We start from the raw sequence: 13464 nt of genomic DNA, 5'->3' as shown, positions 1-13464 counted from the left end.
ATTTAGAATAACTAAACCTCGCTCCTCGTTTCGCGATCAAAGCGCCGCCAGTGCGAACAAAATCTAAGCAGCAAACGTCAACACGCCCTAATACTCCAGATGCTGGAGTTTATCGGCCACACCATTCCAGGCATCCGCATCGGCGGGTGCCGCTTTGACTTCACGGATATTCGGCCACAGCTTAACCAGCTCAGCATTTAACGCGACAAAGCCTTCCTGACCTGGCGGCAGTTTATCTTCCTGAAAAATCGCCGTGGCCGGACATTCCGGCTCGCATAAACCACAATCAATACAAATCACCGGATCAATAGCCAGAAAGTTTGGCCCTTCAAAGAACGCATCAACCGGGCATACCGCCACACAATCGGTATATTTGCATTTGATACAGTTCTCACCTACCACAAAGGCCATGGCAACTTCCTCCGCTATTTTGCGCGATCATACTGAAGCAAACGTGAAACACAACAGGAAAGCGGACAGCCGGCGTCAGATCGCGTAAAATACTGGCTTTACCGGCAAACCGGCCCGCAATCTGAGACTCGAGTGTTATGTTACGTTTAACCGAAATTAAATTACCGCTGCAGCATCAGGATGAACAGGCTGAATTGCGCGCAGCCATTCTGGCCAAACTGGGCATCAGCGACAGTGATTTAAACCATTTCAGCGTGTTTAAACGTGGCATTGACGCCCGTAAAAAATCTGATATTCAACTGATTTATACCCTGGATCTGGACGTCGCCGGCGAAGCGGCACTGCTAAAACGTTTTCAGAAAGATCCGCATGTGTCGGTTGCGCCGGATACCCGTTATAAATATGTCGCGCCAATTCCTGCCGCCGCAGCTGAGAGACCAGTCGTGGTCGGCTTTGGTCCCTGTGGTTTGTTTGCCGCACTGATCCTGGCCGAAATGGGTTTAAAACCTATAGTGTTAGAGCGCGGTAAAGCCGTGCGCGAGAGAACCAAAGATACCTTTGGTTTTTGGCGTGGCCAGGCTTTGAATACTGAATCCAACGTGCAGTATGGCGAAGGCGGCGCCGGTACCTTTTCCGATGGTAAGCTGTATAGCCAGGTCAAGGATCCGAAACACTATGGCCGCAAGGTGCTGACCGAGTTCGTTGCCGCCGGGGCACCTGACGAAATACTCTATGTCAGTAAGCCGCATATCGGTACTTTTAAACTGGTGTCGATGATTGAAAAGATGCGCGCCAAAATCACCGAACTGGGTGGCGAAATTCGCTTTAGTACCCGGGTCGATCAGCTGCATATCAATAACCAGCAACTGGAAGGGGTGACGCTGCATAACGGCGAGTACCTACCCTGCCGGCATCTGGTGCTGGCCGTTGGCCACAGTGCCCGCGATACTTTTCAGATGCTGTACGATGCCGGTGTCTATATTGAAGCCAAACCCTTTTCGGTTGGCTTTCGGATTGAACATGAACAATCCATGATTGATAAATGCCGCTGGGGGCCAAATGCCGGCCACCCTATTCTCGGTGCCGCCGATTATAAGCTGGTGCATCATTGTCAGAATGGCCGTACTGTCTACAGTTTCTGTATGTGCCCGGGCGGCACTGTAGTTGCTGCTGCGTCCGAAGAGGGCGGCGTGGTCACCAATGGAATGAGTCAGTATTCCCGCCACGAACGTAATGCCAATAGCGCAATAGTGGTGGGCATTGATCCGGAACGTGACTATCCGGGCCACCCACTGGCCGGTATCGATTTACAGCGTAAACTGGAACGTGCTGCCTTTGAGTTAGGCGGAGCCGACTACCATGCACCGGCACAGCTGATTGGCGATTTTCTTGCGGGTAAATCCTCTGCCGAGTTAGGTGAAGTTAAACCCTCTTACACACCGGGGATCCGGCTTACCGATCTGTCTGCGGTATTGCCCGACTTTGCTATCGCCGCCATCCGCGAAGCCATCCCGGCTTTTGATAAGCAGATTAAAGGCTTTGCCAAAGCAGATGGCTTACTGACCGGCGTTGAAACCCGCACCTCATCACCAATTTGTATTAAACGCGGCAAAGACTTCCAGAGCCTGAACGTGCGCGGCCTCTACCCCGCCGGTGAGGGCGCCGGTTATGCTGGCGGTATTTTATCTGCCGGTATCGATGGTATTAAGGTAGCCGAAGCGCTGGCATTGGATCTATTGCAGCAAAGCACCGCATCAGCCTGATTCGGATTTAAGTAAGAATTAGGGCAGTAAATATTTTTTATTTGCCCTCTTGTTAATTGCTGCAAAACTAGCCATTATCAATTTAGTGGTAGTAAAAAGGTCGTAGTATTGACTATGCGTTGGTTTAATCTGTTTATCGCGGTGTTTTATCTGAGCCTGTTGGTGACAACAGACGCAGGTATTACCCATGACAGCAGATTGTCGCCGTTAGCTGACAGTCCTTATCAGGCACTGCATGCTGAAAGCAGTAATCTGGGCCAAAGCAAAGGCAGTAACGAACAGGAACCGGATGAACCCGACAGCCTGATCGCCTCAGCTAAAGTGCTGAGCCACAGCCTACCCGCTGCCATTAATGCTTTTTACCAAACTCCCTGGTTATCACACCGTAGCAGCCCTGATAGTGCCCGCGCACCACCTATTGTCTAATCACACTTAACTGCCATTTATTTTTATTTGTTAATTCTGGCGCGGCCTCTGCGCGCCCATTAGTGTGAGTAGCTATCATGAAAACTTTATCCTTATTCAATTTAGATGCCGTTGATCAATTAATTCAACCCGCCGACTTTACTGAAACCACGTTAAATTCACCGGCGCTGAGTGTGCTGAGTGATTTTAAACATAACCAGCCAACCCTGATCGAAGGTAACACCTCTGCCAGCCAGGCACTGCTGATGATGCAGCAGGAACACAGTCAGCTAAAACTGGTAGTCGATGCCGATGAGAATATGCTGGGTTTAATCCATATCGAACAGTTATCGGAGCAGGCGCTGTTACGCCAGGTGATGCTGGGCAATAGCCGCGATGAAATCAAGGTACGGGATCTGATGCGGCCACGTGAGCGCATCAAGGCGCTGGCCTATCAGCAACTACAAAACTGCACCATTGCCGATGTGGTCAATACCCTGCAATCGAATGGTGAGGCATTTTGTCTGGTAGTGGACCGCGATAATCATCAGATCCGTGGCGTGATCCATGCGCAGGAGCTGGCACGGCGCTTACATATGCCGTTAGCTATCCGCCAGCAACCGACCTTTTTGCGGATCTTCGATAGTTTAACCGCTTAACCTTTCAGGTCTGCGGGCTGCTGTGTTACTCCGAGCATGGTGGCCCGCTTTTTTGTTGCTCTAAGCTGAAGGCTCTCGCTATTATAGCAGCATGCAGCACGCTTCCCGCCCCCCCACGCCAATACTATCGAAATGGTCCACCGCATCGCAGTGGTGCCGACGTTAGCTTTGCCGATTTGGTAACGATTTTTGGCTTTAACAGCATTCATATTGGTCGCTGGGTGACCGCAGCAGAACAACAACAAGCGGCTAATTTATTCTTTGATGCCTTTGCCGATTTGCAACAATTGCTGCAAGTCCCGGCCGAGGTGATTTCACTGCGCGGTACTCTGGCGTTAACTTTTGGTATTGGTGGCCAACCCGGAGTTTGCGCATTTTATCAACCCAAAGGGCGGATCCTGGCGCTGGCCAAAAATGCCGGCGGCGGCAGCCTGGCTCACGAGTGGATGCATGCTTTTGATCATTATATTGCGCAGAAAATGTTTCAGGGCGAGGTAAACGCCGGTCAATTTGCCAGCCGCACCTGGTTAACACAGCAGCCAATAAAAGCGCATCCCCTCAATGCTTTGTTAGACCAGGCTTTTACAAAACTCTTTGTTAGTGATGATGGTTGTGATGTCAGCGACTTTTTTCAGCATTGCCAAAACCTGGATCAGGCTGCGTCGCGACTTTATTTCAGCTTGCCGGAAGAAATGACGGCCAGAGCATTCGAGAAAGTATTACAGAGCCAGTCACTGAAAAATAGCTTTCTGGTAGCAGGCACCCAGCAAAGTGCTGCCGCCCGCGCAGGTATTTATCCTGATCAGCCGTTAACGACTCAACTCGGACATTTATGGCTGGGTTATTTTCGGTTACTAGGGCAACAGCTGCAATTAACTTAGTACTGAATACAGCGGTTACCACCCAGTTGTTTTGCGCGATACATCGCCTGATCGGCCATAGCAAGCAGTGGCTCGCTACTCAGTGTTGTGGCGTCAGCACATACCAAACCTATACTCGCCGTGATCGTAAAGCTGTGTGACTGTAATTGAAACGGCGTACTAAAACTCTGTCGGATCTTCTCTGCAGCAACGCCAGCCTGCTCAGCCGAATCAATTTCACTCAACAAAATCACAAACTCATCGCCACCAAAGCGTGCGACAGTGTCGGCCTGACGCACATTCTGGATTAAGCGTTGCGCGACCTGTTGTAATAAATCATCACCAACGCTATGACCGAACTGATCATTAACCGGTTTAAAACCGTCCAGGTCGAGATAACAAATGGCCAACTGACACTGATGCCGCTGTGCCTGAGCCATGGCCTGCCGGCAACGATCATAAAATAGCTCCCGTTTAGGTAAGCCAGTTAACTCGTCATACAACGCAGCATGTTGCAGCCGTGCCAATAACTCCTTACGCTCAATCGCGACAGCCATATGCTGTGCCACAAAATCCAGCAAGTCAGCATCCGCATGATGAGACAATGCCGTTTGCGGCGAAACTAAGACCACCATAGCGCCTAGCACATTAGTGTGAGATATCAGCTGCACACCCAGCCAGAGACTGTGGTCAGCACGTTTACGGATCAACGGCGGTGGACTTTTTTGTGTGTCCTGCAATAGCAGATAACAAAGATCCGTTGCTTCAACAGCGCTTTGTGTATCGCCAAGCGGTAGATACTGATAGGCCAAATTGATACTGCCGCCGACGGTTCTACGGGCGATCACACAGGCTTCGATAGGCAGTAGTTGCTGCACAATTTGCAGCAACTGTCGGTATAAGCTTTGCAAATCCTCAGCAGCAAATGCCGCCTCGGAAATAGCGTAGAGCGCATGTTGGCGGGTTTCGGCCAACTTCAACCTGGTGATATCACGCGCCACGGCTACTCGCTGCTGTTTATCCGCCGACCAGCGCGCAGACCACAGCAAATGCACAATTTGGCCATCTTTACGCAAATATCGATTTTCGAAATCAGTCTTGATTTGACCAGTATTGATAGCCTGCGCCGCAGCCAGCGTCTTTGGAATGTCATCCGGGTGGATAAAGTCCAGCATACTCCGGCCAAGCATTTCACTAGCCGGGTAACCAAAAATCCGCTCTGCACCGGAGCTTAGAAACTGAAAATGCCCATCGCGATCCACAGCACAAACCGCGTCCAGTAACACATCGATGTATTCACCCAAAGCGTGACATAACGAAGCAGGCATGGCGGTCTCTTTTCAATTTAGGCGGTATCCAAGCTTAACAATAGTCCATTTTTACTAGCCAAAGCCAGAGCCGAAACAAAACAATGCTGAAATAAATAAGCCAATCATAAAGTTATGACATACTCCGCCGCAACCTGGCAAGCAAGCGCTCGGCATTGCGCCACACTAAACCGTAGATCGTCAGCTGCGGGTTAGCCCCCAGGCTGGTTGGCAATACCGAGCCGTCAAAAATCGACAGATTATGTAGTTGATAATGCTGACCATCGGCATTCACTACGCCCAGCCGCTCGTTAGCCGCCATATTACAGCCGCCCATCACATGAGCCGACACCACCGTTTGTAATAACGGACGCATTGCCAGCTGGGCGATCGCGCTTTTTGCCTCGGCCCAGCTTTGGTATTGCTGCGCCTGATGATGAATGGGTAATACCGCTTTGGCACCGGCAGCAAACTGTAGCTCAGCCATCGATAACAGCGCACGACGCATACCCTGCCATAAATAGTCACTGATCGGATAATCCAGTAGCGGTTGCTGCTGCGCATCCAGGCTAACACTGCCGCCCTGACTTTGTGGATGAAAACCATCGCGCAGTAAAGCGATGGTCACCTGTAACTGATTAAACTGCTGCATCAAGGCAGCATGGGCCTGAGCCTGGCCAGTTAGTTTGGTTGCCATCAGCACCGGATGTAGCGGCGGGACTTCCAGCTTGTAACCAGCCTGCCCGTCGCTGGGCCAGACAAACTGATCGGAATAAATACTTTGCGGTGCGCCGGCATGGCCGTTAATGTCCTCATTAAAGACCGCGCCGGAGATCACTGTCGGGTGCAAATAGGTATGTTTGCCCAGACGGCCTGAAGGATCCGGTACTTTGGAGCGTAACAGTAACGCCGGCGAGCCGATGGCGCCGGCGGCGACAATAAAGTGCCTGGCCCGAATGCGGACCTGTATTTCGGCGCGCGGATGGAAAAAGCGATCGACCGGCACCGCAGTAAGACTTTGCACCTGATTGCCCTGCCAGTGTAGCTGCCGCACCGAAAGCCGCGAGATCAGCCGGGCGCCCTGCGCCAACGCACTGGGAATGGTACTGACTAACATCGATTGCTTGGCATTGATCGGGCAGCCCATGCCGCAATAGCCAAGGTTGGCGCAGCCGTTGACATTACGGTCGATCACCGTATATTCCCATCCCAGACGCTCGCAACCTTGCTGCAATTTGGCATTATTCGCATTCGGCGGCACCGGCCAGCGGTGGATATTTAACCGCTGCTCAGCCAAAGCAAAATAAGGACTTAGCGTATTGTCACCGCTAAAGTCGAGGCCAAATTCTGTTTGCCAGTAGCTGAGTGTTGGCTGAGGGGTGCGGATTGAGGTAGTCCAGTTAACGGTGGTTGAGCCACCTACAGTGCGGCCCTGCAGAATACCAATCGCCTGATCGCGGGTTTTACGCCCCGCTGCTTCCTGATACAGCTGCGGATAGGCCCAGCGCTCTTCCATGACAAAATCATCGCGATCGTAGTAGGCGCCCTCTTCCAGTAACAATACCTGCAAACCGGCCTTAGCCAGTAACTCCGCGGCAATACCGCCACCGGCGCCGCTACCAACGATCACCACATCGGCGCTAAATTGCTGTTCGGCGGTAAATTGACTGGCGTCCAGATGTTGCGGTGACTGCTTAGCCATTAACGGAACCTCGGTGCGGTATAATTGAGGGTGGCCCAGTGCTCAGGCTGACTGTAGTAGGCAGCAAATAACAATTCGCGTAAACCATGGTAAGCTTGCTGCAATACGGCAAGGTAGCTATCACGCCAGCGGGCAAATAACGTCAGCCGTTGTGGCAGGCTAAGTTCAGCCAGCGGCAACCAGTGGCCACTTAGCGCCAACCGGCCCAGTCGCTGTGCCAGTAAATTAAATAGCAGTTGTAGTTCTTGCTGCTGGCGTAGCGGCAAAAATGCCAGGCTGTCGTGAACCGCCGCGATAGTCCGGCTAATGGCGGCGTTAGACTCTGCCGGCGCCGAGGGTAAAGCACCGTATAATAAGGCCGGTAGCAAAGCAGCGAGGACCAGTTCAGAATTAGCCGTGTCATCACTGTTTAGCAGCTGATAACCGTTAAGCCCGAGCGTTACGGTGGTGCCAAGCGCCAGGCCTGACAGGATAAATTGGCGGCGATTCATCGTTATTCTTTTTTTGGAAGCCTTAGGCCACATTCTTTCTCAGGAGCGGTTATTTTGCAAGCACAGCTCGGACCAGCCAGTCATCATCTTCATACCACCAGCTTTAGCGCGCCCTGGTGGCTACGTAATGCTCATCTGCAAACTATTTTTGCTAAATATTTAAGCCCAAAGCAGCAGGTGCCAACCTACCCGGAAATGTTAGCCTTACCCGATGGTGATGAACTGCAGCTCAACTGGACCGAACAACTGCCAGTAACTGAGCAAAGGCCACTACTGGTGATCCTGCATGGTTTAGCCGGCGATCTGCACAGCCACTATATTCAGGGGCTGCTGGCCGAAGTAACACGCCGCAAACTGCCAGCGGTAGTGATGCATTTTCGTGGTTGTCATGGCAAACCGAACAAGCTGCCACGGGCCTATCACAGCGGCGATACTGCCGATATTGGCTATTTACTTAGCCAACTACAACAGCGTTTTCCGGCGATGCCACTAACCGCTGTTGGCTTTTCCCTGGGTGGTAATGTGTTGGTAAAATACTGTGGTGAGCAAGCCAGTGCTAATCCGCTACGCGCTGCCGTCGCCATCTGCCCGCCACTGGATCTGGCGGCCTGCGCCAAACGCATTAATCAGGGCCTGAGTAAAATTTATCAGCGTTACTTGCTGGAGCGCTTAAAACGGCAAACCCTGGCCAAGCTGGCGCAGTTCCCGGATTTTCCGCTCCCGCTAACGCCAGCTCAGGTGCAGCAATTTAACAGTATTGCCGAATTCGACCAGCATTATACTGCGCCGATCCATGGCTTTCGCGATGCCGCTGACTATTACCAACGCGCCAGCGGCAAAGCCTGGTTAAAAGCGATCACCATCCCAACGCTGATTATTCATGCCAGTGACGATCCCTTTTTAAGCGACGCCGTGATCCCCTCCCCGGCTGAACTGAGCCCACAGGTGGAATACCGGCTCAGCCGCCACGGTGGCCATGTCGGCTTTGTCGGCGGCAAGCATCCGTTTCGCACTGAGTTTTGGCTGAACCAGCAGATCTGTGACTATCTGCAGCAAGGGGCTAATCCATAGTCAAATAAGCTTCATCTGGCTGTCATACCCCGGACATCTGGCCGGCCGATGCTATCAGCGCATTCAGCTGCCGGGGATAGCCAATGTTAAATTGCAATACCATCTTCCTGTCTGATATTCATCTGGGCTGTAAAGACTGTCAGGCCGAATATCTGCTGCATTTTTTGCAGCAAACCGAAGCCAACACCATTTATCTGCTAGGGGATATTGTTGATCTTTGGGCCATGCAGCGTCAGGTACACTGGCCACAGGCACAAAATCAGGTGGTGCAACTGCTGCTGCAAAAAGCCGAGCAAGGCACTAAGGTCGTATATATTCCCGGTAACCATGATGAGGCGATGCGGCTGTATCGTGGCAAATTGTTTGGCAATATTAAAGTGCAACTCAGAGGCGAACATACCACGGCGCTGGGTAAAAAATTACTACTGCTCCACGGTGACGAATTCGATAAAGAGGTCAGCTTTGGTCCGCTGCAAAGCTGGCTCGGTGATAACCTCTATGATTTGTTGCTGTTTCTGAACCGCTGGTACAACAGAGTACGCCGCGTAACCGGTGGTCGTTATTTTAGTCTGGCGGCCTATATTAAAAGCCGGGTACCGGGAGCCTTAAAAGCCATCGGCCGTTACCGCCAGGCTGCGATAAAAAAGGCCAAACGGGGCGGCTACGATGGCGTGGTCTGTGGTCATATCCATCACCCGGAGCTGACCCTGGAAGATGGCATTATTTACTGTAATGACGGTGACTGGATTGATAGCTGCACTGCCCTGCTGGAGCACAGCGATGGCGGCCTGGCGCTGTATCATTGGGCCGAGCAAGCCGAATGTCTTGCCGCGCTGCCGCTGCAAGCAATCCAAACCAAGGCTTTATCAGATAGTAAGGCTGCCTGAAGCATTCTGCCAAGGCAATAGCCGTTCGAATTTCATGCCCCCAAGGAATTGGGGGCTCTGTTATAGCCAACTATCTGAATACCGCCAACACGCCTGACCTCAACCGCTACACCTTGTCGACTCCACGCTAAAACATATTTTCATTAACAAAAGTAATTTAATTGCTTTTTTATTGACTTCTGAATTCATTTGCATACACTGAGTTATCGATATCCTTTACTCAATATTCCAGGCAGGCAAATGACAACGAAAACGGTTCCATTCAGTGCCAGGATAAGCATTGAAGACGCTGAATTTATCAGTACTCTGAGCTATGAAGGCGCACATACCCCGTCGGATAAATTACGTGCCCTGCTGGCGGAAACTCGTAATAAACGCGCCAATTTCGACAATTTCGCGGCAAATTTGGCACAAATGACCGAGTGGCTGCAGCAGTTAAGCCGACCCCTGTTGGTGAGACAACAACAACTGCAACTCAGAACAGAGGGTATTAATCGCGTACTCGATGCCCTGCCTGAGCTGTTGGCGATACTGCAAACTGCGGCGGCACGAAGCCCGCAGCTGAATATCAGGGAACTGCAGGAGGCCGAAGGCCAAACAATGCAACAAGTGTTAAACATTTTGTCATTGCTACTTCCTTTAGCAGTGACTCAACCCCAGCAAACAACACAACAAGGCGTTATAAAACTGGCTGAGTTAATCACTCAGCACCATGCGGCAACACAAGGAGCACAGCAATGAGTGAAAGTATTACCCGCCGGGTAGCCCGGTTAGTCAGTGGCAGTGTCAATGCCCTGGTGGATGCAATGGAGAGCAGCTCTCCGGAAACCGTAATGGAGCAAACAATACGTGAGCTGGACTCCGCTATTGCTGACACCCGCAGTGAATTGGGACAGCAAGTTGCGCAAAAACATCTGGCCAGTAAAAAATTAATGGAGGAGAACAGCCGTTACGAAACGCTTAGTGAGCAACTCAATGTTGCCGTTGCCAACGGCCGTGACGATCTTGCCGAAGCCGGCATTGCAGAGCAAATGGATATTGAAGCACGGATCCCGGTACTGGAAGCATCAATAGCCGATTGTGCCGCACGTGAAAAAGAGCTCGAAGGTTTTATTCAGGCATTGCAGGCGAAGAAGCGTGAAATGCGTGCAGAACTACAAGCCTTCGTTACGGCTCAGCAAGCTAAGGCCTCCACTGCCAGCCCGCTGACAGCAAGCAATCATTCTGCAGAGCAAAAAGCTGAGCGCGCGGCAGATGCGTTTAGCCGGGTACTTGAGCGTAGTTCTGGCATTGCCGCGCGCGATAGTAGCCTGGGCAATGCCGGCAAATTAGCTGAGTTGGAGGAGCTTAGCCGCAAAAACCGCGTTGCAGAACGCTTGGCGGCGTTAAAGGCAGGGAAGAGCTGATGTTACAGCTACTGCTGGCCAGCGAAAACCTGCTATTTAGCGTCGCGCTATTACTGATGTTATTAATTGGCCTACTCGAGCTAATCGCAGTGCTATTTGGTTCGAGTTTCAGTTCATCCCTTGAGAGCTTACTGCCGGAGGTTGAGATCGCGCCTCATACTGAGGTGGGTCAACTAGACGCCGACTCAGCCTTAAGTCGCTTTTTCGGTTGGCTAAGGATTGGCGAAGTGCCACTGTTGATGCTGCTGGTCCTTATGCTACTTAGCTTTGGTCTATTAGGTCTGATCTTACAAAGTCTTTTACTGTCGATGCTTGGATTTATGGCGCCAGCCTGGTTAGCAACCCCTGTGGTGCTATTCGCGAGCTTACCTATGGTGCGCTTTAGCGGAGGGATACTGCACCGTTTGATGCCAAGAGATGAGACGACTGCCGTTACCAGCGACAGTCTGTTGGGTCGGATAGCCATTATTACATTAGGGACCGCCCGCCAAAGCTATGCCGCAGAAGCGAGGGTAAAAGATCAACACGGCTATCAACATTATATCCAGGTTGAACCAGATAACCCTGAGGAATGCTTTGTGCAGGGTACCGAAGTCTTGCTGCTGACCCGACAAGGCGCGGTTTACAAGGCGATAAAAAATGCCAATCCACATTTAAGTGAAGCGGAATAGTGAATAGATTCAACAACGGAAAACGTTAATTACAACAAGGAGCCAACATGCTATTGGAAAATTTTTCTCACATCTTAATTATCGCCGGTGCAGTACTCGTTGCCTTGATTATCCTAGGCATGATCCTCGCGCGGCTGTATAAACGGGCAACCAAAGAGATATCCTTTGTACGTACAGGCTTTCGTGGTGAAAAAGTCATCATGAATGGCGGTGCAATAGTGCTACCCGTATTGCATGAAATTATTCCGGTGAATATGAACACCTTAAGACTGGAAGTTCGTCGCGCAGCGGAGCAAGCACTAATTACCCGTGACAGAATGCGCGCCGATGTTACGGCGGAATTCTATGTCAGAGTCAAGCCTACAGTAGACGCTATCGCCAATGCCGCACAAACGCTGGGTTTAAAAACCATGAACCCCCAGGAACTGAAAGAGCTGGTAGAAGGTAAATTCGTCGATGCCCTGCGCTCTGTTGCCGCGGAAATGGCCATGGAAGAGCTACACGAAAAGCGCGTCGATTTCGTGCAAAAGGTGCAACATGTTGTTTCTGAAGACTTGTTAAAAAATGGTCTGGAACTCGAATCAGTGTCACTCACGGGTTTAGACCAAACCGCGTTTGAGCACTTTAACCCGCAAAACGCTTTCGATGCTGAAGGTTTAACAAAGTTAACTCAAGCTATTGAATCGCGCCGTAAGATCCGTAATGACATTGAGCAGGAAACCGATCTGGCGATTAAAACCAAGAATCTGGAAGCCGAGCGCGCCAAGCTGCAAATCTCCCGTGAAGAGGAATATGCACGCTTAGAGCAGGAAAGAGAGGTTTCTATTCGTCGGGCATCTCAGATGGCAGAAATTGCACGTGAGCAAGCCGAGAAAAAACGCGAAGCCGAAGAAGCGCAGATTGCGGCGCAACGCGAGATTGATCTGAAACGTATTATTTCTGAACGCGACATCGATAACGAGACGATCCAGAAAGAGCGCGCAGTACGTGAAATGGAAATTGCTAAGCAACGTGCTGTTGAGCAAGCCGAAATTGAGCGTCAGAAAGCCATTGAACTGGCTTCGCAGGAGAAGGCGATTGCTGTTGCGGAAAAATCGCGCTCTGAATCTGAAGCCAAAGCTGAAGCCGACAAAGCCCGGGCACTGGCCGTACGGCAGGAAGAAGGGGTAATGACTGTTCGTCAAACCGAACAGGCAGAACGGGCCAAGCAGGTTGAACTGATTATGGCTCGGCAATTGGCGGAAAAGGAAGCAATTCAGCTCGTCGTCTCGGCAGAAGCGGAGAAAAAGGCCGCCGAAGATCAGGCCGAAGCAATGCGGGTTGCCGCTCAGGGTGAAGCCGATAAAGTACGTCTTTCTGCTAAGGGTAAAGCCGACGCCGAACTGCTGCTGGCTGACGCCAAGGCGCGTTCTTATGCCGTAGAGGCCGAAGGTAAAAAGGCCATTAACGCGGCAGCAAATATGCTTTCTGCTGAGCAGATCGCCATGCAGGTTCGGCTGGCATTAATTGAGAATCTGCCAGAGATTATTGCGCAAAGTGTCAAGCCGATGGAGCAAATCAGTGATATTAAGATTCTGCAGGTTAACGGCATAGGTGGAAACAGCACAGGCAGTGGCTCAGGCAACAATGAAGTGGCAGAGGGTAATGGCTCGCTGGCTGATCAAGTAGTGAATAGCGCTTTACGGTATCGGGCTCAAGCACCGATCCTGGATTCGCTGTTATCCGAAATTGGCTTAAAAGCCGGAGATATCAATGGCATTGCCGAAGCAGTAAAGAAGCCATTGTAACGCGCTAACAGCAACGGCATAAGCGCACGCAGTAGTTATCGCGC

Annotated in this window: 14 protein-coding genes; 10 read left to right on the top strand and 4 right to left on the bottom strand. The window is 51.3% G+C overall.

The genetic code is table 11. The features are described from left to right. Nucleotides 1-87 precede the first annotated feature (87 nt). Nucleotides 88-411 carry a ferredoxin FdxA gene (gene fdxA, locus AJE_RS10055; protein ID WP_008950773.1) on the bottom strand — a complete coding sequence of 108 codons (324 nt, stop codon included), beginning with the start codon at nt 409-411 and terminating at the stop codon, nt 88-90. Between the two features lie 137 nt (nt 412-548). Here fdxA and AJE_RS10050 point away from each other — a divergent pair, with 137 nt between their 5' ends. The 4 genes from AJE_RS10050 (at nt 549) to AJE_RS10035 (ending at nt 4119) form a co-directional block, all read left to right on the top strand. Next, nucleotides 549-2174, top strand: coding sequence for an NAD(P)/FAD-dependent oxidoreductase (locus tag AJE_RS10050; protein ID WP_008950772.1), 1626 nt, complete (start codon nt 549-551; stop codon nt 2172-2174). A 114-nt stretch (nt 2175-2288) separates the two neighbouring features. Further along, entirely contained in the window at nt 2289-2600 is a 312-nt protein-coding gene (locus tag AJE_RS10045) for a hypothetical protein (protein WP_008950771.1), read from the top strand. A gap of 77 nt (nt 2601-2677) precedes the next feature. Next, the gene (locus AJE_RS10040; protein ID WP_008609642.1) at nt 2678-3238 is read left to right on the top strand and encodes a CBS domain-containing protein; all 561 of its coding nucleotides are present in this window, start codon (nt 2678-2680) and stop codon (nt 3236-3238) included. Between the two features lie 176 nt (nt 3239-3414). Continuing rightward, complete coding sequence (locus tag AJE_RS10035; RefSeq protein WP_008950770.1) at nt 3415-4119, top strand: CLCA_X family protein; 705 nt, start codon at nt 3415-3417, stop codon at nt 4117-4119. Here AJE_RS10035 and AJE_RS10030 read toward each other — a convergent pair. From AJE_RS10030 to AJE_RS10020, 3 genes are all read right to left on the bottom strand, one after another. Next, entirely contained in the window at nt 4116-5426 is a 1311-nt protein-coding gene (locus AJE_RS10030) for a sensor domain-containing diguanylate cyclase (protein ID WP_008950769.1), read from the bottom strand. The two genes, AJE_RS10035 and AJE_RS10030, sit on opposite strands and share 4 nt — an antisense overlap. A 112-nt stretch (nt 5427-5538) precedes the next feature. Continuing rightward, nucleotides 5539-7107, bottom strand: coding sequence for a GMC family oxidoreductase (locus AJE_RS10025; RefSeq protein WP_008950768.1), 1569 nt, complete (start codon nt 7105-7107; stop codon nt 5539-5541). Further along, nucleotides 7107-7598 carry a hypothetical protein gene (locus AJE_RS10020; RefSeq protein ID WP_008950767.1) on the bottom strand — a complete coding sequence of 164 codons (492 nt, stop codon included), beginning with the start codon at nt 7596-7598 and terminating at the stop codon, nt 7107-7109. Before AJE_RS10020 ends, AJE_RS10025 begins: the two co-directional genes overlap by 1 nt. 54 nt (nt 7599-7652) lie before the next feature. On the opposite strand from AJE_RS10020, the gene AJE_RS10015 reads away from it, so the two are divergent. The 6 genes from AJE_RS10015 to AJE_RS09990 all read left to right on the top strand — a co-directional run bounded on the left by AJE_RS10015 (nt 7653) and on the right by AJE_RS09990 (nt 13420). After that, a complete protein-coding gene (locus AJE_RS10015; protein ID WP_008950766.1) occupies nt 7653-8669 on the top strand; it encodes a hydrolase in 1017 nt (338 codons plus the stop codon). An 83-nt stretch (nt 8670-8752) separates the two neighbouring features. Next, a complete protein-coding gene (locus AJE_RS10010; RefSeq protein WP_008950765.1) occupies nt 8753-9556 on the top strand; it encodes a UDP-2,3-diacylglucosamine diphosphatase in 804 nt (267 codons plus the stop codon). Nucleotides 9557-9796: 240 nt separating this feature from the next. After that, nucleotides 9797-10297 carry a hypothetical protein gene (locus AJE_RS10005; RefSeq protein WP_008950764.1) on the top strand — a complete coding sequence of 167 codons (501 nt, stop codon included), beginning with the start codon at nt 9797-9799 and terminating at the stop codon, nt 10295-10297. Further along, complete coding sequence (locus tag AJE_RS10000) at nt 10294-10962, top strand: PspA/IM30 family protein (RefSeq protein WP_008950763.1); 669 nt, start codon at nt 10294-10296, stop codon at nt 10960-10962. Before AJE_RS10005 ends, AJE_RS10000 begins: the two co-directional genes overlap by 4 nt. Next, on the top strand, nt 10962-11633 hold the full coding sequence (locus AJE_RS09995; protein ID WP_008950762.1) for an OB-fold-containig protein: 672 nt from the start codon (nt 10962-10964) through the stop codon (nt 11631-11633). The genes AJE_RS10000 and AJE_RS09995 overlap by 1 nt, the downstream gene beginning before the upstream one ends. 47 nt (nt 11634-11680) lie before the next feature. After that, nucleotides 11681-13420: a flotillin family protein gene (locus AJE_RS09990; RefSeq protein ID WP_008950761.1), complete on the top strand. Its 1740-nt coding sequence runs from the start codon at nt 11681-11683 to the stop codon at nt 13418-13420. Nucleotides 13421-13464 lie beyond the last annotated feature (44 nt).

It is taken from the genome of Alishewanella jeotgali KCTC 22429 (genome assembly GCF_000245735.1).
GTDB lineage: Bacteria > Pseudomonadota > Gammaproteobacteria > Enterobacterales > Alteromonadaceae > Alishewanella > Alishewanella jeotgali.
This window is presented reverse-complemented; position numbering and strand designations above follow the sequence as displayed.